The following is a 23,903-nucleotide window of genomic DNA, read 5'->3' on the forward strand; positions in this document are numbered from 1 at the left end:
ATTCGGATCAATATTCAATAAATCTTACAGTTGATCTTGAACGGATTCGAGATCGGGGTAGGTATCTACGAGTGTGGATTTAGCGTTATTAAGTCCCTCTGGAGTAACATTCCAGAAGTTGCCATTTTCTCCGAAATCGCTATTCAGAATTTGGTCGATTTGGTCTAGCGTAATGGTTTTATTGGGACTGTACTTAAGTGCGTTGACAAACGCCCAGGCTTCTGAAAGTGCATGAAATGCTTCGCCCTGGTTGCCGTCATTCCAATGTGAAAGTGTACTGTTTATATAATGTACGGCGGTAGCTGCGGCCAGCAACTCCAGATTTTCATATAATACATCAACTTGTTCATCAAGTTCGCCTTGGTTGTCATTGACAATGGCAGTGCGCCCATGAATAAAGGCTTCCATAATAGTATCGTTGAATCCAAGCTGTTCATCAGATCCATTGGAGTATTTGCTCCAGAATCGAAGTTCATCGGAGCGAGAATCTGCCCAGTCGGATTCAAAGTCAGCGGGAGCGTTAAAATAACCGAATGCTTCATCAAAGTGATGTTCTTTGGTGGTGTAATTGGCACCTTCTTCGGTTTCACTGTTTTCAACGTTGGGGCCAATTTTACTATCGGTCAGGTATTCGTTGAAAATTTGATTATATAAGACAGCGCCCATCAGCCCTTTTTCTACGAGTTGGGTAAATTCGCGTCCTTTCTCGTCAACTAATATATCATTACCGCTATTCTCGCGTTCCAAGAGTCCGGCAATTCCATCCTTTGCGCGAATACGGGCGCTGCCGTTTTCGCTGGCATCGGCAGCATCGGCAAAAATATCTTCAAACAGATTGTTATCCAGATCAGGGCCAAAGGTTTTGTTTTTGAGTTGTTTTTCAGACTCAAAAGAGAAATTGCCACCGCCATCTCCGCCGGTATTTTCAAACATATCGAGGAGTGCTTGTTCGGAAATGGTTTCACCGTTGTGTGCCGTTGCGATGTATGCTTTCATTTCTTCAACCATATTCAGACGGTCGGTTTGACCAGGGTAGGCGACGGTTGATTCACCGTTACGGGTGAATTCATAGGTTTCGGGAGGAGTAATGGAAGGGTCATCAGTATCACTATTACTAACATCACAGGAAGATATTAGCAGGCTAAGTACCAGGGCTGGGAATAATAATTGGGTCAGCGTTAAACGATGCATTTTTATAATTTTTATTTAAATTAAATCTAATTAGCAGGGAGGGAAAATAATAACTGTGTAGATTAATTCTAAATAAAAATATTTTTTTATCTCTCTTCTTTTAGTTGTGCTTTTAGGCTCTAAAACGATTATCTGAAAGAGAAAACATCCATAAGCTGGTTCAGCAATCCATTGCCTACTATTGATAACTTATCTTGTCGGCCCAGTGATAAGAAACGCAACAATTTTCTTAGTTCTACAAGTAGATAGGGGGGATCCGTAACAAGCGTATCATTTGAGATGATATATTCCCAGTCAAGGGGTTTGTCAAATGTAATACCGTTACTCTCCATTGTTTGTTTATATAGATGAGCAACCAGACCATAGCCTATGGTTGTGGGGTGGATACCATCCAAACTAAAGAGGCCACCTTTATAAACCTTTCCGGTATCTCGATCAATGCGCAGGTAGTCTGTGCTGAATTTAGGATCGTCCTCATCAGTGACAAGATGCTCAGTCATGGGATGGTCCTTCATGGCATCACGAAAACTATCTGGATATCTTATTTTCATCCGACCACCGAGCCGCCGGCGGGCAATGCCACTTAGATATTTGTTTAAAGGGACCGTTATCCATCCGTATTCTTTGGCTACCTGTCGTATGATTTGGTTGTATTCATCCACATGCTGGTCGAGTTTTATGGCCTGTTCTTTTGTTAGATGAGGGTGTTTATCGGGATCAAAATCTTTATCCCATATCCAAAAGCGAGTATAGTAATCGAAATATCCCGAATGGCCTCTGCGGGATTTGTCGGAGTTAACACCCCTTGAAACGGGGGGTATAGTTACATAAGGGATCGTCTGGGTAATAATACTCTGTGCTCCTACCTTACTTACTTTTTCAGCAAGTGTTCGATATTCCTGCTCAAAGTGTTCGGGGCGATATACCGTATACTGTCGTTCTGAAGGAAAGCTTTTCAGATCCTTTTCTTCAGAGAGAATAAATTTGAGGTCTGAAACAGCACCAATAATATTATTATGTCCCATCGTGACGATGAGGTTTTCAATCCCACCATTGTCTTGCAGGTGCTGAATATTATTGATCTGTGTGGCATGGGAAAACTTTTTGCCCAGCGTGGGGTTCAGTACCAGTCCCGCAGTAACATACATGGCGTGATCCGGTAACATGTCAAAAATAGAATAGGTATCGGGACGGGTCTTGACAAATCGGCTACTCAAATTTTCGGTGACCATCCAGGCGTCATTCATGGCGAATCCCCATACCGATTGGTTATGGTAGGGTTCTTTTTGTTTGATATTATTAAGTGGTTTAAGTTCCCCCTCCCAATATCGTTTGATGCGTCTTAGGGTGGAATAAACGTGTGACAGGGCGGGAAGGTACTCATTCCACTCTATGGTATCTCCATATTTATCAGAAAGTCCCCGTACCAAAATTTCTAAATTTAAAGGGATGCCAGCTTGGGCCGTGAAGAGTGGTTGGGTAAAGTCCGGGGAAGGTTCCCAGCAGTTTCGCAAGAAATTGGGAAAATTAAGATCTGTGCGATAGACACCACCGTTTTGGAAGCCTTGGCTGAGGCTGTCTCCAATTACTGCCAACTTGTGTTTCGGTTTTGAATTATTCACTTATAAATTAGGAGAGCTTTTTAAATCTGTAATCGAATTTGCAGTTCGAGTTCCTGAGAATATATAGTATCTTTGAGAGCATTTTCCAACTTGAAGGTAGTGAATAGATGGTCAAAAAAGAAAATAACCGATTAGATGATTTTCGCAAAGCCCGAGCCGAGGGGAATGAAAAGGTAATGGAAGCCAATCACCTTGGACTCAAACGCTTTTTTAATCTTGATACCAATGCCTATAAGGATGGGGCCCTGCCAGGTAAGACAAAAGAGCTGCTGGGATTAACCGCCTCTGCAGTACTGCGTTGCAATGATTGTATTGATTACCATCTGGAACAGTGCACCAAGGCTGGTTATACAAAAAAAGAAATAGTAGATGCGATGAATGTTGCCCTTGTCGTAGGCGGCAGTATAGTAATCCCACATTTACGTCACGCCATGGAAACACTTGAATTGTTGGACCAGGAAGGGAGTCTAAAAGAGAAAGGGTAATAAATGTATGGTCGTACGCTTTTTCGTTATCGTAAGCCTGTTTGTGTTGATGGGTATACATCTGGCACAAGGACAACAAGCCGATTCTCTTGAAGGATCGGATGCCATTGTTAGTGCCTTAGTGCCGGCAGTGGGATACACATCCAGTGCGGGTTTAATTGGGGGACTTGCGTACAATCGATATAACTATTTGGGTGACATCAAACCTTTTAAAAGCTATCTAAAATCTTCTGCCTTGGTTTCGGTAAAGGGATTAGTAGAAATTAATGGCAGTTATGACCGGACAAGAAACTTCGGAAAGCCAATTCGATCTGTGACGAGCATATACTTCCGTCGGTTTCCAAAGGATAATTTTTTTGAAAAGGGCAATGAATCAAGCTTTAATTCCGAACGTTGGGAGGAAGGATATTATCATTTTGAATCTATTTCTTTTGGCTTGGATATTGATTTACGTCGCCCGATATTCAATGAAGGTGAAAAGAAAAAGCGCCTGGACTTGATGGGAGGTATTGAAACCAGTTATTACATACCCTATATCAACAAGGAACCCTCTTCTTTTTCAGAGGCTGATCCTCTTGGCCGGCAGGGTGGGTGGCTTAATTTTGTAAAGGCCGGGTTGGATTGGGAAAACAGAGATCGTGAATTTGATCCACGCCGCGGCAATAAGGCTATCTTCGAATTACGCTATGCCCCAGAGCTTATTAGTAAATATGGCATGGGGAGTATTTATCTGGATATGAGGCAGTATTTTCAACTCTTCAATCAGGTTAAAATTGCAAACCGGTTGGAGGCGCGTCATGCATTCGGGGATGTACCTTATTGGGAGCTTTCGACGATGGCTGATGACGCCAGTAATGTATTGCGGGGATATGCCATGAATCGCTTCAGGGGCAATTCTTCTGTTGCCTATACATTAGAGCTTCGAAGTTGGGTAGTCCGATTCCCGGATTTTTATAAAATGAAATTAGGTCTTCAGCTTTTTACAGATACAGGGAGGGTTTTTACTGAAGAAAATGACCTTAATGATTTATTAAAAGGATATAAAAAAACAGTAGGGTTCGGAGGGGCATTGTCTGTGTTGAGTCCAGATTTTGTATTACGGGGAGATATTGGATTTTCTGAGGAGGGATCCAGGATTTATGTGGGGGTAGGATATCTTTTTTAGTACTATAATTAATAATCTAAATATCAAAAAAATCTAGCGACAGCTAATATGAATCAGGTTGTATTACTAACGGCTGCCACCGAAGATACCGAGCAGGTTAGAAAAACTTTAGGCGAAAACGATATTTCAGTTCTTCATTGCCCGTTGGAGCACTACGAACTTATTGAGGAGAATGATACCATAACCGAAACTTTATATGAACTGGACCAGTTCGAAAATATTGTCCATGGTAGCAAACGTAATGCTCAGTTTTTTATTGAGACGGTCAAAAAACATGGTGTACTTGAAGAGGCCCGTCAACAATTGAATTTAGCTCTTGATCAGGTTACGGCTGATTATCTGGAGGAAGAAGGTATTCCAGCTATTCATCCTCATGCAGAAGGTAAGGCCATTAACCTGATGGAATTTATGCTTAGGGTGCGACGTATAGGAGACACCCTTTATCCTTGCGGAGATAAAACGGCCGAAGACTTACCGGGGTTATTGAGGGAGCTTGATATCCCGGTGCAGGAGCTGGTGTTATTTACGTTGGAAGGACCAGGAGAAAGCAAGCTTGAAGAATTTCGAAAAAGCGTCAGCGAGCAAGAACCTACCTCAGTTATATTTCATTCCCGAAGATCGGTTAACCGAATATTGGCAGCTTTTCCAGACCTGCATTTTCAAAGTATGCATATCGTGACAGGAGATAAGGCAGTAACTGAAAAACTGGAAAAGGAAGGAATTCAAACCGATGAACAGGCAGAAGGGAGTTGGAGGTCAATCATTGAAACAATTCAGTGAGTTCTAATCATTGATTCGTTGGATACCGGAAGCTAAAAAGATATTAAGTTATTTGAATGTAACGATAGTACAGCCAGCCCCGCCTTGTTGGATAGGAGCCATTTCATAACTTTGGACTTCTTTGCGATTATCCAGGTATTCATGTACAAGTCCTTTTAAAATTCCTTCCCCTTTCCCATGGATGATGTGAACCTGATTTCGTCCTGAGGCGAGAGCATTATCCAAATAATGCTGTACTTCTTTTATGGCTTCTCGTCCCCGCATGCCCCGAATTTCTAACTGGGGTTTCACTACTTTGTAACGGTCGCCGTCTACAAAATTAACTTTAACTTTTTGATTCTTTTTTTTCTTAGAAGCATCTTCTACCTTAATCAGGTTCTTGTATTTTGTTTTAAGTCGAAGTCCTCCGGCGGAGACTACTGCCTGTTTCCCGCTAATTTCCTTTAGCTCTCCCGTGGTATTTGCGTCTTGCAATCGTACCCGGTCGCCTACCTTTGGTCGTTCTTCGGAGTCCTGAAATGGTTGCGCTTCTTCTGCTTCTATAGATTCCAGTTCGTCATCTACCTGCTCCCTGAATTCTTCAACATCTTTTCGTGCCTGTTTGATTGTCTCTTTGTCTTTTTCCCCTTTTTGTACAATCCGTTCTACCGCCTCTTCAATTTTTTTATTGGCGGAGTCCATAATATGTTTGGCCTCCTGGAGGGCTTTTTCGCGGATTTCCTTCTTCTCTTTCTCAATAGCTGATCTCTTTTCTTCATAACGATGTCGTTCTTTCTCAGTGCCGGCTTTCAGCTCGTCATATTTCTGTTTCAGTTCTTCGGCCTCCTGCGTTTTGGCCTCCAGTTCAGAAATTAGTGTTTCCATTTCGCCTTTGGCCTCCCCCAGTAGATTCCGGGCACGGCTAAGCAGCGTATCCTGCAGCTGCATGCGTTCCGCTATTTCAAAAGCGTAACTGCTACCCGGTATGCCCTTTTTAAAGCGGTAAGTAGGAGAAAGCGTATCCTGGTCAAATTCCATTGATCCGTTAACGGCCTGAGGATGATCATGGGCAAAAAGTTTCAGTGATCCGTGATGAGTGGTTACCAGTACTTTGGCATTTTGTTCAATAAGCTGCTCGATTAAAGACTGAAACAGCGCTCCTCCTTCTTCGGGATCGGTCCCGGCTGCGGCCTCATCAATAAGAATCAGGCTGTGTTCATCCGCATGATCAAGAGTATGTTTCATCCATTCAAGACGCGATGAAAAGGTACTTAGGTCGTTCTCAATAGATTGGTCGTCACCCATATCTACAAAGATATTACTAAAGACAGGAATTTCGGAACTGTCCCGCGCAGGAATGGCAAAGCCACACTGCATCATAAGGCTACAGAGAGCTAGCGTTTTTAGGGCTACGGATTTACCGCCGGCATTGGGGCCCGTAATGACCAGGCAGCACTCATCTTTTTCCAGTTCCATATCCAGTGGGACAATTTTCTCCTGCTGGTTTTTGGGAAGTCCATTATTTTTTAACAATAGCAGCGGATTGTAGGCTTCCTTTAAATAGAGATGATTATTTTCTGAGAGGACCGGAACGAATCCATCCAAATCTATACTAAGCTGTGCCTTGGCTGCAATAATGTCTATAGTACCAAGTACTTCCAGGTTTTGCCGGAGATGTTCCCGATGCCGACGAACGGTAGCAGTAAGTTCTTTAAGGATACGTTCGATTTCCCGCTGTTCTTCTGACTCCAACTGACGAATTTCGTTATTTATATTCAGCGCTTCCACTGGTTCCAGGTAAACGGTTTGGCCCGAGGATGAGACATCATGAACAAATCCTTTTACCTTGCGTTTGTATTCCGCTTGTACAGGGATAACCATGCGGCCGTTGCGGATAGTGGGACCTTCATCAGAGGCACGACCCTGCTTGGAAACGCGGCTCATTGCGCGATTAATAGTATTGCGAAGATCATTGCGTTTATTATTTAACCGTTTGCGAATAGATTGTAGCTGTGGACTAGCATCACTGCGAAGCTCTCCGTTTTCATTTAGGACATCTTGAAGAGCATTCTCCAATTCTTTTAGTGGTATGAGTCCAATTGAAACTTCTTTGAGCTCAGGATAGTAATCTTCTCGGTTATTCAAGTATGATTTAATACGCCGGGCAGTAACAGAAACTTCAAGTATTTCCATAAAAACGGGGAGGGGAAGTACGCTATTTTCGGCGCGCGACTTCTTTAGCTGCTCCCGAATATCATGGAGGTTATTCAATGGAAATGCCGAATCATTTTGAAGCAGATCCATCATTTCCTTGGTTTGTTTGAGAAGCCGCTGTATAAGTTGTGGATCCGAAAAGGGGGTCATCGAAGAAAGCTGCTCACGAGCCATAGGAGAGCGCGTATTCTCAATTGCGGAAGATCGAATTCGTTCAAAGCCAATCTTTTCTGTTAATTGTTGGGGAAATAGATGCATGAAAAGCTGTGGATATTATTATTTTCTTAGTCCTAAAAAGAGATCTGTTAAGATTCGTTAAATAGGTACTTTTGTCTTAAATATAAGCTTATTTAGCCGAAATGATGAATTCTAACCTGGGAGAAAGGAAGTAATCCCGAAGAAACAGGTTTTTATATAATAAAGAAAGGGAGTCCCGATCAAAGGACTCCCTTTATAGTTTAGCAATCTATCCCGCATTAGATACGGGATGGGGAAAACTGATTAAAAAATCAGTTGTGGGAGTTAAAAAAATATAGCAATCTAAAAAGGATCACGATCAGCCTTGTTTAATCCATAATTTTACGGAGAAAAGCCGGCTGATCAGAATCCGTTTTATCGATTCGTTCACGGCGGTTATTTAGTAATTCGTCACCTTGTTTCTGTTCACTTGCCTTTTGTTCATCTTGCTCCTGCTCTTCCTTTTTATTAAGAGAGTGCACATTTTTGAGTCCCCGGCGGTGGATAGCCGGCTGATCCATGTGTTTTAAATTTTTCTCTCCCTTATAGAAAGGTTCATTGGTAGAGGAGTAACGGCTTTGCCCTGTAACATCACTTGCTTTAGGGATATCCATTTTGCTTGATTTTTTATTTTGGGAAGACTGATTGGCTTCCTTCTTATTAGGAGCAACCCGAGCTTCATTACGATTTTCGGCCAGATCAAATCCTGTGGCAATAACCGTAACGCGCAGTTCGTCATCAAAACTCTCGTCGAGTACGGTACCCAGAATGATCTCTGCATCTTCACCGGCCTCTTGCTGAATGATGCTGGTAGCCGTAGTGGTTTCTTTCATCCCGAGATTAGCTCCGGATGAAATATTAACCAATACATTGCGGGCTCCCCGAATACTTACGCCATCGAGTAGGGGAGAGTTGATTGCTTCACGTGCAGCAATCTCGGCGCGATCTTCTCCCGTAGCATTCGCGGCACCCATGATGGCGGCTCCACCGTCGAGCATGGTGGTGCGTACATCTGCAAAGTCGAGGTTAATAAGCCCCGGCATCAGAATAAGATCTGAAATACCTCGGGTAGCGTTATAGAGCACTTGGTTGGCTTCTTCAAAAGCCTCCAACAGTGTCGTATCCTCATCGGCAATATCCATCAGGCGCTCGTTCGGAATAACGATAACAGTATCGCTATTCTTTTTGAGCTCTGTGATGCCTTCATGGGCATACTTCATCCGCTTGGGCCCTTCACACTCAAAGGGGGTTGTGATAATACCCACCGTAAGTATACCTTTACGTTTGGCAATTCCAGATACAACAGGAGCACCTCCTGTACCTGTACCGCCACCCATGCCGGCTGTAACAAAGATCATATCGGCTCCTTCGATAGCCTCTTCTATTTCGTGTCTGTTTTCTTCTACCGCTTCACGACCGATTTCCGGTCGTGCACCGGCTCCCAGTCCGTTTGTGAGATTTGCTCCCACTTGGATGGTAACATCTGCCATGCTATTCTTGAGGGCCTGTGCATCGGTATTCAGCGCAATATATTCTACGCTGGTCAGACCTTTATGAATCATGTTGTTGACGGCATTACCTCCGCCGCCACCAACACCTATGACTTTTATCTTCGCATTGTCTTGACTGTCGATGTCAAAACTGAAACGAGAATTAAGATTACTCATAATTGACTCCTTGTTTAGATTGCTTTTATTTATTTTTGCTACTTGATTGCTATGCTATTTTAAAGTTCTTTAAACCAGCTTTTCATTCTGTCAGCTAGTCGTTCCATGACCTTTTCTACACTCGATCCTTTGGTAGAAGAAGGTATGATTGCCTCATTTTGAGGTCCGCTACCGGTTTTGATGGCGTGCATAACAAGCCCCACACCGGTTGCGTAAATGGGGTTGTTTACTTCTTCAGTAAGTCCCCCGCTGAGCCCTATAGGTTTTCCAATTTTTGCATCCATCCCCAATACTTCATTGGCCAGGGGACATACATTTTTGATGAGTGATCCGCCGCCGCTCAGTACCACGCCAGCACTGAGAGAATCGGCATAACCACTTCGTTTTACTTCAATGGCCACAATTTCCAGGATCTCTTCCATTCGAGCCTGTATTATCTTGCCCAGAATACTTTTGGTAATTTCTTTGGGAGGACGTCCCGCAATGCCGGGAACGGTAATGGCTTCGTCTTCTTCAATAAGATCGATATAAGCTTCACCATGATTGCGCTTCAACTTTTCCGCCTGATCTTCGAGCACACTCAATCCCATCCGGATATCGTCGGTGACTTTTTTGCCGGCGATTGCTATGACAGCGGTATGTCGGATGGTATTATCACGGAAGATCGCTACGTCTGTTGTTCCTCCGCCAATATCCACCAGTACCACACCCGCTTCTTTCTCTTCTTCATCTAGCACGGCATAAGAAGAGGCCAGAGGTTCCAAAATAATATCTGCAACTTGGTACCCCGCGCGTTCTACACAGCGATAGATATTTTTAGCAGCGGAAACCAGTCCCGTAATGATGTGGACTTCCGCCTCCATGCGCATACCGCTCATGCCTACCGGATCGCTGATGCCATCCTGCCCGTCTACTACAAATTCCTGGGGGATTACATGAATAATCTCCTGATCGGTAGGAAGCATGATTTGCTGGCAGTCTTCGAGCAGTCGTTCGACATCATCCACCGTAATTTCATTATCCCGGTTGTTAATGGTAATAACGCCCTTGCTACGCATGCTACGGATATGGTCGCCGGCAATGCCGACATTAACCGAATTGACTTCAATTCCGGAAGCCAATTGAGCCTGTTCAATGGCTGTTTGAATAGCGTTAACCGTTTTGTCAATATTGACGACTACCCCGCGATTAAGTCCCTCGCTGGGAGCTCGTCCCACACCCAGAATATGAATGCGATCCTGGGGATCAATAGAGGCCACGATTGCACATACTTTGGTAGTGCCTATATCTAATCCAACAACAATTCTGTCTTCTTTTTCTTCCATAATTTTAGTCACGTACTTGTTATATGATCATTCATTGTTCACGCGTTACGATCTGTCCCTCAAACCTTAGGTCAATTGATCGCATTTGTTCCATTCCTTTCTGTTTGATGACTTCGCCGTAAAAGGCTTCCCAGTTTCGAAGCCGGGTGCCGAAGCTATCTTTTCCAAAGGTTACTTTTACTCCATTATCATTTGTTAGTGCAACAATACCATTATCGGTCCATGCCACTTCACTAATGGTGGCATTACTAACGGGTCTGTTTTGAAGTTCCGTGAGAAAATCTGCGGCAGCTTTAAATTGCGATTGTTTCAACGTATCTCCCGGAGATTTGCTCCTGAAACCGTAGAGCAGTGGAACATCCACTGTTTCTCCCAGAGTAAATGGAAGCAGTGTGCCTTCCTTATCGATATACATTTCTTGATTGCCGTCAACCAGCATGGCGATGGGTTGCCGCTCTGAAATCCGTATAGTGATATTTCCATTAGGCTCTACGTCTACAGCCGCTCTTTCTACGTAAGGGATTTCTTCAAACTGGGTGATAATATTCATCACATTCAGGCTATCGGGACTGATTCCGGTAGGTACTTCTACTTCACGCAGTTTTTCCTCCGATACCAGTTTATGGTCTTCAAAACGGACTTCCTGAACCGTCATCATAGAGCTCCAGTAGAAGCCTGCGGATATGGCAAGTCCGAGTATCAGTATAGCCCCACCTACCCAAGGGAGAGGATTATTTCTCTTTTGGGTTGAGTGCTCCTCGTTATGTGAATTTTTTTTGCTCATTCAGTTGGTAACGGTTATTTATTTTCTTAAAAGTTCCTCTGGTAAAAGATTCCCCTAAGAGATAATTTTATTTCAGTTGGTTCAAATAGTTTTAGTTGTTTTGATTCAATTTTGAAATTCCATTTTCTAAATCCTTTATAAAAGCTTCTCCATATTTATAGATATCTCCGGCTCCCATTGTTATTACCACATCACCGGGCTGTACGATCTCTTTCAGTTGGTTCGGCAGCTCTTCCTTATCTTCCAGGTAATAAACCTGGCGGTGACCATATTCTCTAGCTGCATCTGCAATAAGTTTGCCCGTAACACCTTCAATAGGTTCTTCCCGGGAAGGGTAAACATCGGTGATAACACACACCTCCGCGTCAAAGAACGAGAGTCCGAACTCTTCATATAATTCCTGTGTGCGAGAGTACAGGTGAGGTTGAAATACAGCAACAAGGCGACGCTTTTCCCATCCCTTGCGGGCGGCATCCAGAGTGGCCTGTACCTCAGTAGGATGGTGAGCATAGTCGTCTATGACCATAACCCCGTCTTTGTCTGCTTTTAACTGAAATCGGCGGAATACACCTTCAAAACGTTCCAGTCCGCTCTTTATATTTTTAAAATCTATATCAAGTTCCAGTCCAACGGCAACAGCTGCGAGGGCATTTTTTACATTATGTTCACCCGGGGCCCGAAGCTCTATTCGGCCAAGTTCCTCTCCTTCATTGATGACGGTAAAGGTGCTGTTAAAATGATCTACGTCAATATTTATAGCTCGAATCTTTGCCTGAGGCGTTAAACCGTAGGTAATGGTGCGGCGGTCGATGTCCGGAATAATACTTCGGACATTAGGATCATCGAGGCAGAGTGCGACGGCTCCGTAAAAGGGCACTTTGTTTGCAAATTCTACGAAAGCTTCTTTTACATCTTCGAGATTGTCATATATATCCAGATGTTCGGCTTCAATATTGGTAATTATGGCCAGTGAAGGGTGGAGGCGCAAGAAGGTGCGGTCAAATTCATCCGCTTCTACTATGATAATATCGCCTTTACCTACTACCGCATTGGTTTCAGAAAAGCTATGGACTTTACCGCCCACAATGATGGTCGGATCAAAGTTACCGTCCTGAATAACGTGGCCGATCATGGTGGTGGTTGTCGTTTTACCATGAGTGCCGGCTACACCGACGCCATATTTCATACGCATCAGTTCTGCCAGCATTTCAGCCCGCTTGATAACAGGGATACCTTTTTCCAGGGCAGCACGGGTCTCAATATTTTCACCGGCTTGGACAGCGCTGGTATATACGACTACATCAGCTCCTTCAATATTCTGCTCATTATGGCCAATTGAAATATTTGCTCCAAGATCTTGAAGTCGTTCAATAGTCTCACCCATTTTAGCATCCGATCCAGAGACGATATAGTCTTTCTGAAGGAGAATCTCGGCCATACCGCTCATACCTATTCCACCGATACCAACCATGTGAATATGGCGGGTGCGTCCAAATATGGGTTGTGTTTGTATTTGATTACTCATTTTTGATCGTTTTTCAAGACTACATGTCATCCTTTTTACCAGTTGGCCCTGCGGAATGCCTCGAAGTGGCCCGACATCGTCGGATTCCACAAGGGCTGGCGGATCAGGATCTTCAATATATTTTATAGGTGCTGAAATAAGTTCAGCACTACATTTGGGTTATATTTTTTTTGTTGTCAGTTTTAAGATTTCTTTAGCAATATTTTTAGCGGCATCCGGCCTTGCCAGTTTGAGTGCTGCTTGCTGCATTTCTTTAAGTCGGTTTCGATCCGTTATTAAACGATTTACCAAATCAGTGAGGGTATTATTGAGATTTTCATCTTTGACCAATTTCGCAGCTCCTTCCTTTACCATTGACTGTGCATTTTTTGTTTGATGGTCGCCGGCCACATTAGGCGAAGGGACCAATATACTAGCGCTTCCGGTTAGGGCCAGCTCCGAGCACGATAAAGCTCCGGCCCGACTAACAACTAAGTCGGCTGCTGCATAAGCTTCCGGCATGTTATATAGAAAATCTGTAAGCAGCAGATTTTTAAATTTCTTGGGTTGAATATTCTCTCGCAGCCGGTCATAGTAACGGCTGCCGCATTGCCAAATAATTTGTAGTTCCATATCGTCATGGAGTGTTGCAATATGTTCGGACATTGCCTTATTAATTTTTTTAGCTCCACCGCTGCCACCTAAAACCAAGAGTACCGGATGTTCCGGTTCGAATCCGAATTCTTTTCGTGCCTTCAGCGGATCCACGTTAGAAAGCGATTTTCTTGTGGGGTTCCCCGCTTCTATAACGGTGGTTTCTTTCGGGAAAAACTTTCTGGCATCCTTAAAAGCTGTAAAAACAAGTTCTGCTTTTTTACCAAGCAGGCGATTAGTGACGCCGGGAAAGCTGTTTTGTTCCTGTATAACTACGGGAATGCCCATTTGGGCCGCCACCCAGCAGACGGGGCCTGCCGCATAACCTCCGCAGGATATCACTACATCAGGATTAAAGTTTCTCAGGATACTTAGGCTCTGAAAGAGGCTTGTGCCCAGTTTCACAGGGAAAAGCAAATTTTTAAGCGTCCATCTCCTGTGAAAACCGCTAATCCAAATATCGGTAATATCGTAGCCGGCGCGGGGCACAGCTTCCCACTCCATGTGGTTTTTAGTTCCCACAAAAAGGATTTCAATATCTTCATACTCTTCCTGCAGCGCATCTGCTATGGCAATAGCAGGATACACATGACCACCAGTACCTCCTGCTGCTATAAGTACGTTGATCGTACCTATAACAGCGGAGTCTGGTCCGTCGTGTGATGATACATCCGTTGAAAAGTTATTATGCATAGAACACGGCTTTTTTAGCGCTACTGTGTTTTGAAATATTCATTAAGATGCCAATCATGATACCTGCAAAAAGGGTACTGCTTCCGCCATAGCTTACAAAAGGCATAGGCAGTCCCGTGACCGGAAGTAACCCACTGGCAACACCGGCATTTACAAATCCATATAGTACAATTGTGAGTGTACAACCTGTTGCCATGAGTACCCCCAATACATCGGGTGCATTCTTACTTATTTTGGCAATGCCCCGGAAAAGTATAACTCCGAAAATAAGGAGTACGGCTGCTGAGCCGACAATGCCATATTCTTCGGCGATAATCGCAAAAATAAAATCGTTATAAGGGGCGGGGAGAAAATCCCGCTGGGTACTTTTACCGATACCAACCCCGAAAATTTCGCCCTGGGCAATAGCCATATGTGCCTGTTGGGCCTGGTACCCGCTTCCCACATTAAATTCCTCGCTGTTTATTTCTACAATTTGCTCAACATACTGATCGATGCGGCTCTGGCGCTCTGGTGATTGCCAAATTAGGATAGATGAACCCAGCAGTCCGATGATAACCAGGGTACCAAGCTGTAACACGCTTACTCGTCCGACAAACATCACGAGCATTGAAATACCTAAAAGGATAGCAGCGCTGCTGAAATCCTCTATACCGATCAGTACGCAGGTGATGATTACCCAAACCATCAGGGGTAAGAAAGTTCGTTTAAAGTCTTTGATGTAATCCTGTTTGTTATCGATCAGCACTGCCAAATGAATAAGTAGTGCAACGGTCGCAAAAGATGACGGCTGGAATGAGAATCCGCCGATATCCAGATATCGCCTGGCCCCAAAAACCTCATTACCGGATATGGCAACGATAATTAGCAATATCCAGCTGGTGATTACAGCCAGGCGGCTGAATTTGGCAACAGCATGATAATTTATTTTTGAGATAAACAGCATTGCGAGGAAAGCAATACCTAGTTTAATGATATGTCCGAATACCAGGCTGCCGGCCGTTGTTTGATTGCTTTCCGCAAAATAGGCGATTGCTGAATACACTGCGAGCGTACCAAAAATCATTAGGATGATTACCGATACAAGAAGGATACGATCGCTACCCTGGGTAGGAGTATCCATCTCATCAGGACCAGTGCCCATGATTGAGGAAATACTTTTATTTGGCGTAGTGTATAGCATAATGTTTTTTTTCAGTCTTCAGTTTTCAGCTATCAGAGTAGTAATTCTGACAGCTGAAAACTGAAAGCTGATTACTTTCTAAAGTCGATTTACTGCTTTTTTAAATTCGTTGCCACGGTGTTTATAGTTGTCATACATATCAAACGAGGAGCAGGCGGGGCTCAATAATACGGCTTCTCCGCGCTTGGCTCCCTGCTTTGCCGTTCTGACGGCTTCATTCATATTTTCAGCTGTTTTAAAATGAGGAACGACCGTTTTAAGTTGCTCTTCAATCAGAGGTTTCGCTTCTCCAATCGCTATAATTGTATGTACCTTATTACGGATTTGATCCACAAGTTCGCTGTAATCATTTCCTTTGTCTCTTCCGCCCATAATTAGTGTTAAAGGCACGTTAAAGCTATCCAGTGCATACCATACCGCATTGATGTTTGTCGCCTTGCTGTCATTGACATAGCTGACACCGTTGACAGTTCGCACTTGTTCCAATCGATGTTCAACTCCTTCGAATGTGCTCAGGCTTTCGCGAATAACATCACTTTTAATTTCAGATGCCCGCGCGGCCAGTGCCGTAGCGAGGCCGTTATTTAAATTATGTTTACCAGAAAGCTTTACATCAGTTGTAGGCATTAGAACCTCTTCCTGTTGATTGAATTTTAGAATTATATTTTGATTTCGAACAAAAGCTCCATTTCCATTGACGATTTCCTGTTGATCGGAAAAGGCCAACAGTTTTGGATGACGTTCTTTTTTTTTAAGGGATTCAACATGCTTCCTGATTGTTGAATCTTCATAATTGTAGATAAACCAGTCATCAGCTGATTGATTCTCTGTAATGCGAAATTTTGAGGCCGCATAACTAGAGAAATCCTGATTGTAGCGATCCAGATGATCAGGAGTAATGTTTAGTATTATGCTGATATGCGGCTTGAAAGTATCAATATGATCAAGCTGAAAACTGCTGACCTCCAGCAGAATGTCATCTACCGCATCGGTGGTCACCGCCTCTGAAAAGGCATAACCGATATTCCCGGCTGTTTCATGGCTAATATTACCCAACGACCAGGTGTGGTCTAGCCAGCTGGTAACGGTTGTTTTGCCATTACTCCCGGTTACTGCGGTAATGGACGCATCAGTAAACCAGCTGGCGGTTTCTATTTCAGAAAATACTTTTTTGCCGGACTCGAGGTAATATTGCACGACTGTCGCTTCTGTAGGTACGCCCGGACTTAATACCGCGAAATCTCCTTTTTGGGCCTGTTTAGTATGACCTTTTTCTTCAAAAGGGATATTATGATTCTCCAGCTGCCTTTTGATTGAAGGAGTAATCGTACCATGGTCGGTCACGAATACCGATGCCCCTTTCTGCTGCAATAAAACGGCAGCAGCAAAGCCACTGCGGGCAGCTCCTATCACAACGATATGTTTGTCAGTTACATCTATCATCGCAGTTTTAGGGTTAAGAGGCTTAGAATTCCAAGGAGAACGGCAATGATCCAAAAGCGAACTACAATTTTTGATTCCGGCCATCCCTTTTTCTCAAAATGGTGATGGATTGGGGTCATCAGAAAAACCCGGCGCCCTTCTCCGTATTTTCGCCGCGTATATTTGAAATAGGTTGTTTGGATGATGACTGATATCGTTTCGATAAAAAAGATGCCGCAAACAATCGGCAGTAAAAGTTCTTTATGGAGCATGAGACCAAGGGCACCAAAAGCGCCCCCGAGGGCCAACGATCCAGTATCCCCCATGAATACGGAGGCAGGGTGCGTGTTATACCAAAGAAAGCCCATGCATCCTCCCACAAGTGAAGCACAAAAAATGGTCAGTTCTCCAGAACCGGGTAGATACATAATATTCAGAAAGCTGGAAAAGTCTGTTCGACCGGATACGTATGCAAAAATTCCTAGAATAAGTCCCGCTATGGCAGAAGTACCGGCAGCAAGTCCATCAAGGCCATCAGTTAGGTTTGTTGCATTGCTTACAGCCGTTATCACAAATACAACCATAGGTATGTAGATGACCCAACCAAGTGCTTCTCCCAGAATAGCGTAATCAATATTTACGCTTTTAAGAAAAGGGACGGTGCTTAGTGTATTGAAATCCTGAAATTCCGGCCAGAAATAGAGTGTACATCCCAAAAGAAGACCTACTGTAATCTGACCGGCTACTTTAAGGCGGCCGCTTAAACCCGACTTATCTTTCTTAACTACTTTTATATAATCATCAACAAAGCCTACTACGCCCAGGATTAAGGTGACCAGAATAATCATCCAGGTATAAATACTATCCATAGGCATCCATAACAGGGCGGGAATCAAAATCGCTAACAGGATAATAAGTCCCCCCATGGTGGGTGTGTGTGCTTTGCCAAGGTGATTATCGAGTCCGATATCCTCTCGAATAACTTCGCGAAGTTGCATGTGCTCCAGCCATTTGATGATTTGTCTTCCAATCATGATGCTGATAAACAACGCCATAGCCGCAGCGATAGCCGCTCGTGTAGTAATAAACTCAAAGGCCCCAAATCCAGGGGGTTCGTAATTAATTTCCAGCCAGCTGATGAGTTCGTATAACATTAGCCCCCCGTATTTTTAGCGTTCGACTTACGGTTGTCTAATGCATCAAGAGCAATTTCTTTGTCATCAAAGTGATGTCGTTCTCCTTTTACTTCCTGGTAGGTTTCATGTCCCTTGCCAGCTATCAGGATAATAGCATCTTTGTCAGCGTTCGTTACAGCTTTGACAATTGCTTTACGCCGATCGGTGATGCGCTCAATATTTTCCGGATTTTTAAATCCACTTAAAACTTCCTCAATAATAGCATCCGGATCTTCGTCCCGGGGATTGTCAGAAGTCAGGATTACTTTGTTGGCATATTTTTCTGCAATGGCGGCCATTTTAGGTCGCTTTGAATGATCCCGATTTCCTCCGCATCCGAATACTACGTGGAGAGTTTCCTGCTCGGTTTTAATATCGCTCAGCGTACGAAGTACATTTTCTAATGCGTCGGGAGTGTGAGCATAGTCTACTAAAACCAAGGGCTGAGTTTTTTCCTTACGCGGGAGTCGTTCAAGTCGTCCCGGTGCTCCATTAGCTTTGCCAAGTGCTTCGGCAATGGCTTCTTTCTTAAAGCCAAATGATCGACATATCAGGAAAGCTTCCGTTATGTTATAAGCATTAAAAGTACCCATCAAAGAGCTTTCAATAAGTATTTTCCCTATGCGGATAACAAGGCCTTCCGTGTTGTTGGACAATACCTGGCATTCTACCTCCAGAGCTTTATTGAAGCTAAAGCGAATAATTTCAGCCTGGCATTCTTCGATCATATGAATGGCGTACTCATCATCACCGTTGATGATGGCTTTAGCTTGCGGATTTAATGAGATAAAAAGCTTGGCCTTGGCTTGTGCATAATTGTTCAGATCTTGGTGGTAATCGAGATGATCATGGCTTAGATTCGTAAAAGCAGCGATATCAAAATCAATACCGTTTACCCGCTGTTGATCAAGCGCGTGCGAGGAAACTTCCATTATCAAATGCGTGGCGCCAGCTTCCTTTGCCTGCTGCATATCTTTGGCCAGCTCCACCGGATCGGAAGTGGTGAGATTGCTATCCATTGTTTGGCCTCCTACCCATTTCCCCGTAGTCCCCAAGAGGGCAGGGGTTACATTTAGTTGCTGGAGTATTTGGTAGGTTAATGTGGCTACTGTTGTCTTGCCGTTAGTACCGGTAATACCAATGATCTTCATTTTCTGAGCGGGATTGCCGGCAAAAGCCTGAGCAAGGGGACCTAAAAGGCCTCGTGTATCTGCGACCTGTATTATGCAAACTTCTTCTTCAGTTGAAACTGGTTCTTGAATGATAACAACGGAAGCTCCTCGTGCAACGGCCTCTTTGACGTACTCATGTCCATCCGCCTGGATACCTCGAATAGCAATAAATACATCGTCCGGGCTTACTTTCCGTGAGTCGTGCTGAAGCACACCAATATCATTCGGCTCCGGACCGGAGACGTTTGTGGGATTACAAAGCGATATGAGTTCGTTAAAATTCAAGTCCAGTATTTAGCTTCAGTAGTTTGCTATTTGCTTACAAGATTATTGAGAGATTTTGCTTTTCCCCGGATCGTAATCGTGCGTCCTTTCTGCATTTGATCACCAGGACGAGGAAATTGAGTATATACAGTTCCCGATCCGATTCGCTTAACTTCGTAGCCACGACCGGCGATTAGACGGCTTGCATTGCGCATGCTCATTCCTCCAACATCCGGGATGATGGAATATCCATCCGGAAGTTCAGTCGTATCAACTTCAGCTGTTTGATTAGAGAGCTGAAGAGTGATCTGATCCGTTGGAGAAAGACCCGTTCCTGCAGTGGGAGTTTGGGTAGCAATCCAATCGCCACTCCCTTCTATATTAAATGGGATATCCTGTTTGTTGAGCAGGGTAGCAGCTTCTTGCTTTGTAAGTCCTGTTAAGTCCGGGGCCATAGCCCAGGTTTCGGTGGCAATCTCTTGGTCTAAAATTTGTTTTTCGATATCGTTATCGAGTCCTGCAATGCGATTGGCCGCCTGCTGGAAAATAGGCCCGGCTGTATGCCCGCCATAAGGGGGATATGTATCTGGATTATCTAATAAGACCAGAGTTACATATTTAGGGTCATTAGCCGGGAAAAAACCGACAAAAGATGACCGGTAAGAGTTGGTATAGCGACCATTGACGAGCTTTTGGGCTGTTCCTGTTTTTCCCGCAATAGAGAGTCCCTCCACTTGGGCAAGATCTGCCGTACCGGAGTCAGAGACTACACGCTGAAAAACCGGGAAAAGCTTATTAATTGTTTCTTCTTTAGCGATCTGACGAACCGTAACCTGATCCTGCTTCCATACTGTGCTGCCTTCGCTGTTAACAACCTTATCAACAATATAGGGGCGCATCATCTTGCCCTTGTTTGCAAAAGCGGCATAAGCCTGTGCTATTTGGAGGGGCGTAACCTGAACCTCGTACCCAATAGACATCCATGGGAGAGTTACCTTACTCCATTCATAGGGCTTGGGCAGACGCCCTGGCTCTTCACTGGGTAAATCAATATTAGTCAGCGTTCCAAACCCCAGGTTTCGGGCGTACTGATAGAAAGTGTCCTCATCAAGTCGCATAGCTATCTCAGAAGTAGCAACATTTGAGGATTGTTCAATAACTTCGGGAAATGAGAGCGTACCCAATGGATCATGATCACGCATCCATTGTCCATGGATTTTTGTTCGTCCGTTCTCCGGCGTTTCAAAACTTTCATTAAAGTCAACCTTCCCCTGTTCAACAGCAGCAATGGCGGTTACAAGCTTGAATGTAGAGCCGGGTTCAATCATGTCTGAGATAGCAAAGTTCCGCCGGTTGTTTTTACCCAGTGTCGAAGGATCATTAGGATCGTAGGTAGGATAGTTGGCCATTGCTTTGACGGCTCCTGTTTTCGGATCCATAACAATAGCAGATCCATAAGCGGATGAAGTTCGTTCGATCCCTGCCTTTAACTCTTCTTCAACAATAGCTTGTATATGCGAATCGATGGTGGTATAAAGAGAATGTCCCTGCTGAGGTTGCTTACGAGGCGCACCTACATAGGCATAAATGCTTCCGTTGCGCTCTCGCCGAACCTGTTGGACACCATCTTCGCCATGCAGCTGTTCATTGTATTCCTTTTCAAGGCCCGTTACTCCTGTCATTTTGTAATTTGTAAACCCCAAAACATGTGCTGCAAGTGAATTAAAGCTATAGCGCCGCTCATAATTTTCTTCCAGAATGACCCCTCTGATATCCATCTGTCGAAGCGCTTCGTATGCCTGGGCTTTCACGTTCTTATCCAGAACCACATATCGGGATCGCTGAGAGGCCCGGTTAATTTTTTGAAAATAGCCTTGGGATGATAAATAGCCATATTTTCCAAGTGTATCACAGACTTGGTGGATCTCTCCCTGTGTAAGTCCTGATATCTTGGGATCAATAGCTACTTTATAGGCAACGGAGTTGGTTGCAAGAAGACTGCCGTCGGCATCGTAGATATTGCCGCGCTGGGCAGGAATAGAAATATAGTCAATGGCCTGTTCGCTCCATAGCTGTCGTAATTCAGGTCCTTCGATAAAGTTGATGCGGAAAAGCTGCATACCAATGGCACATGGTACTAATAGTACCAGTCCAAAGACTACAAACATTCGGTTTAATATGCCGGAATGTTCTTTTGCCATTTATTTTTCCACCTTAATTACTTTTTCTGCCGGACCACCGTTAATGAATCCGTTTTCTTTTGCTTTATCATAGATTTCTGCGGGACCGATCATGCGGTCGTATGTAAGCTGATAACTGCCGTGCAACCGCTTGGCCTGATTGTATTCGCGTTCCAATTGTTGCACCTCGCGTAGGAGCTCCTGGGTTGCAAAGACATGATTTAAATACAACATGCCCAATATTCCCAACACCACGGCCCCGAGGATTACTTTCCAGGGTTTAAGTGTAACTTTTGGAAGCGAAAAACGACTCTTCTTGCCATTATTATTTACTCGTTTACCATATACTTTCTTTTTGGATTTAGATGATTGTTTACTGCCCTCGCTGCTTTTTTTGCGTTTGTTGGGTCGAACCTTTTTTTTCTTCATCGGAGATTTTATCAGCATAACTACACCTCCGGGGGATCTATGATTTGAGCTACCCGCATCTTGGCACTTCGGGCAGCCGGATTTTGTTCGACTTCTTCTTCAGAGGGACGGATAATACCTCCCGATATTTCTTCGATGGGAGAGAGGGGATTGCCATAAAAATCTTTCTCTATTTCTCCCTTGTGGTTTCCTGCTCTGAAGAATCTTTTGACAATTCGGTCTTCCAGCGAATGATAGCTGATCGCTACAATACGTCCGTCGGTCTTTAGCAACTCGAGCGATTGGTCGAGGACCTGGCGCAGCATATCCAATTCCCGGTTTACTTCTATCCGGATGCCTTGAAAAACACGTGCTACGCTTTTGATTTGGTGTTTGCCATATACTACGGCCTCAACGGCGTCGCGCAGCTCAGTTGTCGTTTCAATAGGACGGCGATCAATAATTTCGCTTGCGATTTCGCGGCTTAACCGTTCTTCGCCATAATGATAGATCACATCACGGAGTTCTTCATAGGAGTACTCATTTACAACCTGATATGCTGTGATTCCCCGAAGGTTGCTCATCCGCATATCTAACGGACCCTCTTTTTGAAAGGTAAATCCGCGGTCGGCTTCTTTTATTTGATGAGTTGAAACACCGAGATCGAGAAGGATTCCGGATATCTCACCGTGTAATTCTGGGGATAATAGCCGGGTGAGATATCCGAAATTGCCTTTTATGGAAGAAAAACGGTTATCTTGGCCAATGCGTGCATTTGCTGCAGACAGGGCTTCGTCATCCTGATCTATACCAATGAGTTGAGCGTTGCTGTCGAGATGAGATAACAATGCCTGGCTGTGTCCTCCACCGCCAAGTGTAGCATCGATATAGATACCCTGGGAGTCCGTAATTAAATATTCTACGGACTCTTCCAGCAATACCGGCTGATGCTCGTAATATGTATCATTCTTGGTCATGGTTATCATCGTCGCCCATTACCCGCTCAAAAAGTTCTTGGTACGATTCGAAATCTAAGCCGGAATCGACCTCTTCTAGTTTTTCAGGCGACCATATTTCTATGCGTTCGCCGCTGCCAATAAAAATGGCTTTGCCATCGATGCCGGCCCAGTCTGTCAGTTGTGAAGGTAGAGGAATGCGGTTTTGGTTATCCAGAGACAGGTCTTCTGCAAAACGCAGGAAATTGCGCTTTACGGTTCGACCTTCCTTGGTAAAGCTGTTGATCTGGGCAAGTTGGTCTTCTACTTTTTGCCATTCATCCTCTGGGTAGAGATAAAGGCAGGGTTCAAGACCTCTCAATATGGTAAAACGCTCTTGTGCCTGGGGGCTGAGAGCTTTACGCAGTTTAGCCGGGAAGCTAACGCGTCCTTTATTATCGACACTATGTTCGTATTGGCCTTTAAAGCTCGGCATTATAAGGTCCCCAGAATTACAGCAATTGTTATCGAATTCGACAAGTGGATTTGAACTCCCACATTCTCCCACTTCACCCCACAATGTACCCCGAAAGGTTATAATATGTCAAGAATTTATTGCAGAAATATCAAATAATTATTTTTGGAGCTAGTTTAAGGATGAGTTTTTGGATAAAAACCTTCTTGATCAGCTTTAAAAGGTCTTATTAAGATTTAAATCGTATTTTTGGTCATTTTAGGATAAAAAGTGGTAGAGAGTGGGATATTATTGGGAAATCTTGCCAACAAAGATATGACTGAATTAAAGTAGTTGTTCCCTAATAACTTTCTTTTGTGTCAAAAACCTTGCGGTTTATGATAGCTCTC

Annotated in this window: 19 protein-coding genes; 3 read left to right on the forward strand and 16 right to left on the reverse strand. The window is 44.0% G+C overall.

Annotated elements, in window-relative coordinates; translation table 11 throughout:
* Positions 1–24: 24 nt before the first annotated feature.
* Positions 25–1,191 (reverse strand): DUF4856 domain-containing protein, encoded by a 1,167-nt coding sequence (locus tag ABEB05_RS09645; RefSeq protein ID WP_265789688.1) that lies wholly within the window; start codon positions 1,189–1,191, stop codon positions 25–27.
* Positions 1,192–1,319: 128 nt separating this feature from the next.
* On the reverse strand, positions 1,320–2,786 hold the full coding sequence (locus ABEB05_RS09650; protein WP_265789689.1) for a hypothetical protein: 1,467 nt from the start codon (positions 2,784–2,786) through the stop codon (positions 1,320–1,322).
* Between the two features lie 134 nt (positions 2,787–2,920).
* Here ABEB05_RS09650 and ABEB05_RS09655 point away from each other — a divergent pair, with 134 nt between their 5' ends.
* From ABEB05_RS09655 to ABEB05_RS09665, 3 genes are read left to right on the forward strand one after another with little or no spacing between them, the layout of a single operon-like run.
* Positions 2,921–3,298: a carboxymuconolactone decarboxylase family protein gene (locus tag ABEB05_RS09655; protein WP_265789690.1), complete on the forward strand. Its 378-nt coding sequence runs from the start codon at positions 2,921–2,923 to the stop codon at positions 3,296–3,298.
* Between the two features lie 7 nt (positions 3,299–3,305).
* Positions 3,306–4,463: a BamA/TamA family outer membrane protein gene (locus ABEB05_RS09660; protein WP_265789691.1), complete on the forward strand. Its 1,158-nt coding sequence runs from the start codon at positions 3,306–3,308 to the stop codon at positions 4,461–4,463.
* A gap of 48 nt (positions 4,464–4,511) precedes the next feature.
* Entirely contained in the window at positions 4,512–5,243 is a 732-nt protein-coding gene (locus ABEB05_RS09665; protein ID WP_265789692.1) for a uroporphyrinogen-III synthase, read from the forward strand.
* Between the two features lie 48 nt (positions 5,244–5,291).
* On the opposite strand, the gene ABEB05_RS09670 is transcribed toward ABEB05_RS09665, so the two are convergent.
* The 14 genes from ABEB05_RS09670 to mraZ all read right to left on the reverse strand — a co-directional run bounded on the left by ABEB05_RS09670 (position 5,292) and on the right by mraZ (position 23,535).
* Entirely contained in the window at positions 5,292–7,694 is a 2,403-nt protein-coding gene (locus ABEB05_RS09670; RefSeq protein WP_265789693.1) for an endonuclease MutS2, read from the reverse strand.
* Between the two features lie 308 nt (positions 7,695–8,002).
* Complete coding sequence (ftsZ, locus tag ABEB05_RS09675) at positions 8,003–9,340, reverse strand: cell division protein FtsZ (protein WP_265789694.1); 1,338 nt, start codon at positions 9,338–9,340, stop codon at positions 8,003–8,005.
* A 59-nt stretch (positions 9,341–9,399) separates the two neighbouring features.
* Complete coding sequence (gene ftsA / locus ABEB05_RS09680; RefSeq protein ID WP_265789695.1) at positions 9,400–10,665, reverse strand: cell division protein FtsA; 1,266 nt, start codon at positions 10,663–10,665, stop codon at positions 9,400–9,402.
* A gap of 31 nt (positions 10,666–10,696) precedes the next feature.
* Complete coding sequence (locus tag ABEB05_RS09685) at positions 10,697–11,449, reverse strand: cell division protein FtsQ/DivIB (protein WP_265789696.1); 753 nt, start codon at positions 11,447–11,449, stop codon at positions 10,697–10,699.
* 91 nt (positions 11,450–11,540) lie between these two features.
* Entirely contained in the window at positions 11,541–12,947 is a 1,407-nt protein-coding gene (murC, locus tag ABEB05_RS09690) for a UDP-N-acetylmuramate--L-alanine ligase (RefSeq protein ID WP_345694281.1), read from the reverse strand.
* A gap of 186 nt (positions 12,948–13,133) precedes the next feature.
* Positions 13,134–14,300: an undecaprenyldiphospho-muramoylpentapeptide beta-N-acetylglucosaminyltransferase gene (gene murG, locus ABEB05_RS09695; protein WP_265789698.1), complete on the reverse strand. Its 1,167-nt coding sequence runs from the start codon at positions 14,298–14,300 to the stop codon at positions 13,134–13,136.
* Positions 14,293–15,483, reverse strand: a complete 1,191-nt coding sequence (locus tag ABEB05_RS09700; protein ID WP_265789699.1) for an FtsW/RodA/SpoVE family cell cycle protein — start codon at positions 15,481–15,483, stop codon at positions 14,293–14,295. The genes murG and ABEB05_RS09700 overlap by 8 nt, the downstream gene beginning before the upstream one ends.
* 78 nt (positions 15,484–15,561) lie before the next feature.
* Positions 15,562–16,926 (reverse strand): UDP-N-acetylmuramoyl-L-alanine--D-glutamate ligase, encoded by a 1,365-nt coding sequence (gene murD / locus ABEB05_RS09705; protein ID WP_265789700.1) that lies wholly within the window; start codon positions 16,924–16,926, stop codon positions 15,562–15,564.
* Positions 16,923–18,059 carry a phospho-N-acetylmuramoyl-pentapeptide-transferase gene (gene mraY, locus ABEB05_RS09710; RefSeq protein WP_265789701.1) on the reverse strand — a complete coding sequence of 379 codons (1,137 nt, stop codon included), beginning with the start codon at positions 18,057–18,059 and terminating at the stop codon, positions 16,923–16,925. The genes murD and mraY overlap by 4 nt, the downstream gene beginning before the upstream one ends.
* Positions 18,059–19,537 carry a UDP-N-acetylmuramoyl-L-alanyl-D-glutamate--2,6-diaminopimelate ligase gene (locus ABEB05_RS09715; RefSeq protein ID WP_265789702.1) on the reverse strand — a complete coding sequence of 493 codons (1,479 nt, stop codon included), beginning with the start codon at positions 19,535–19,537 and terminating at the stop codon, positions 18,059–18,061. Before ABEB05_RS09715 ends, mraY begins: the two co-directional genes overlap by 1 nt.
* 26 nt (positions 19,538–19,563) lie before the next feature.
* On the reverse strand, positions 19,564–21,717 hold the full coding sequence (locus ABEB05_RS09720; RefSeq protein ID WP_265789703.1) for a penicillin-binding transpeptidase domain-containing protein: 2,154 nt from the start codon (positions 21,715–21,717) through the stop codon (positions 19,564–19,566).
* Entirely contained in the window at positions 21,718–22,125 is a 408-nt protein-coding gene (locus ABEB05_RS09725; RefSeq protein WP_265789704.1) for a hypothetical protein, read from the reverse strand.
* A gap of 20 nt (positions 22,126–22,145) precedes the next feature.
* A complete protein-coding gene (gene rsmH / locus ABEB05_RS09730; protein ID WP_265789705.1) occupies positions 22,146–23,081 on the reverse strand; it encodes a 16S rRNA (cytosine(1402)-N(4))-methyltransferase RsmH in 936 nt (311 codons plus the stop codon).
* Positions 23,068–23,535 (reverse strand): division/cell wall cluster transcriptional repressor MraZ, encoded by a 468-nt coding sequence (gene mraZ, locus ABEB05_RS09735; RefSeq protein ID WP_265789706.1) that lies wholly within the window; start codon positions 23,533–23,535, stop codon positions 23,068–23,070. Before mraZ ends, rsmH begins: the two co-directional genes overlap by 14 nt.
* Positions 23,536–23,903: the final 368 nt, after the last annotated feature.

Source organism: Fodinibius salicampi, assembly GCF_039545095.1.
Taxonomy (GTDB): Bacteria; Bacteroidota; Rhodothermia; order Balneolales; family Balneolaceae; genus Fodinibius; species Fodinibius salicampi.

Excerpts from the sequence above, each read along its gene's own strand:
- ABEB05_RS09645 (WP_265789688.1), bottom strand. The coding sequence starts at position 1,191 with ATGCATCGTTTAACGCTGACCCAATTATTATTCCCAGCCCTGGTACTT.
- ABEB05_RS09655 (WP_265789690.1), top strand. The coding sequence starts at position 2,921 with ATGGTCAAAAAAGAAAATAACCGATTAGATGATTTTCGCAAAGCCCGA.
- ABEB05_RS09660 (WP_265789691.1), top strand. The coding sequence starts at position 3,306 with ATGGTCGTACGCTTTTTCGTTATCGTAAGCCTGTTTGTGTTGATGGGT.
- ABEB05_RS09665 (WP_265789692.1), top strand. The coding sequence starts at position 4,512 with ATGAATCAGGTTGTATTACTAACGGCTGCCACCGAAGATACCGAGCAG.
- ABEB05_RS09670 (WP_265789693.1), bottom strand. The coding sequence starts at position 7,694 with ATGCATCTATTTCCCCAACAATTAACAGAAAAGATTGGCTTTGAACGA.
- ftsZ (WP_265789694.1), bottom strand. The coding sequence starts at position 9,340 with ATGAGTAATCTTAATTCTCGTTTCAGTTTTGACATCGACAGTCAAGAC.
- ftsA (WP_265789695.1), bottom strand. The coding sequence starts at position 10,665 with ATGGAAGAAAAAGAAGACAGAATTGTTGTTGGATTAGATATAGGCACT.
- ABEB05_RS09685 (WP_265789696.1), bottom strand. The coding sequence starts at position 11,449 with ATGAGCAAAAAAAATTCACATAACGAGGAGCACTCAACCCAAAAGAGA.
- murG (WP_265789698.1), bottom strand. The coding sequence starts at position 14,300 with ATGCATAATAACTTTTCAACGGATGTATCATCACACGACGGACCAGAC.
- ABEB05_RS09700 (WP_265789699.1), bottom strand. The coding sequence starts at position 15,483 with ATGCTATACACTACGCCAAATAAAAGTATTTCCTCAATCATGGGCACT.
- murD (WP_265789700.1), bottom strand. The coding sequence starts at position 16,926 with ATGATAGATGTAACTGACAAACATATCGTTGTGATAGGAGCTGCCCGC.
- mraY (WP_265789701.1), bottom strand. The coding sequence starts at position 18,059 with ATGTTATACGAACTCATCAGCTGGCTGGAAATTAATTACGAACCCCCT.
- ABEB05_RS09720 (WP_265789703.1), bottom strand. The coding sequence starts at position 21,717 with ATGGCAAAAGAACATTCCGGCATATTAAACCGAATGTTTGTAGTCTTT.
- ABEB05_RS09725 (WP_265789704.1), bottom strand. The coding sequence starts at position 22,125 with ATGAAGAAAAAAAAGGTTCGACCCAACAAACGCAAAAAAAGCAGCGAG.
- rsmH (WP_265789705.1), bottom strand. The coding sequence starts at position 23,081 with ATGACCAAGAATGATACATATTACGAGCATCAGCCGGTATTGCTGGAA.
- mraZ (WP_265789706.1), bottom strand. The coding sequence starts at position 23,535 with ATGCCGAGCTTTAAAGGCCAATACGAACATAGTGTCGATAATAAAGGA.